This window comes from Bacillus sp. SIMBA_008 (assembly GCF_046535495.1).
Classification (GTDB): domain Bacteria; phylum Bacillota; class Bacilli; order Bacillales; family Bacillaceae; genus Bacillus; species Bacillus subtilis.
In genome coordinates this window covers 1-266 of the sequence record NZ_JAWRWL010000593.1, presented here as the reverse complement: position 1 = coordinate 266, position 266 = coordinate 1, and the positions used below count along the sequence as shown (strand labels likewise).

The window sequence follows — 266 nt, the reverse complement described above, 5'->3', positions numbered from 1 at the left end:
AAATAATGCCGACAACCCCGAACAGCTTTCCGGCGGTTAAAAGAACAAAGATGATGGTAATCGGGTGAATGTGAAGATTTTTCCCCATGATCTGCGGCGAAATTAATTTCCCTTCCACGAGCTGGACAACGGTCCAGACAATCGCAAGCTTCAGCAGCATAAAGGGCGAAGTGACCAACGCGATAATAATCGCCGGCGTGATAGCAATGGTCGGCCCTAAATACGGAACAACGCTCGTACAAGCGGCAATGACCGCAAGCAGTGAC

Annotated in this window: 1 protein-coding gene; it reads right to left on the bottom strand. The window is 49.6% G+C overall.

Features of this window, described 5'->3' with window-relative positions:
- A partial coding sequence (locus SB658_RS24575) for an AI-2E family transporter (protein ID WP_410603003.1) occupies nt 1-266 on the bottom strand: 266 nt, incomplete at both ends.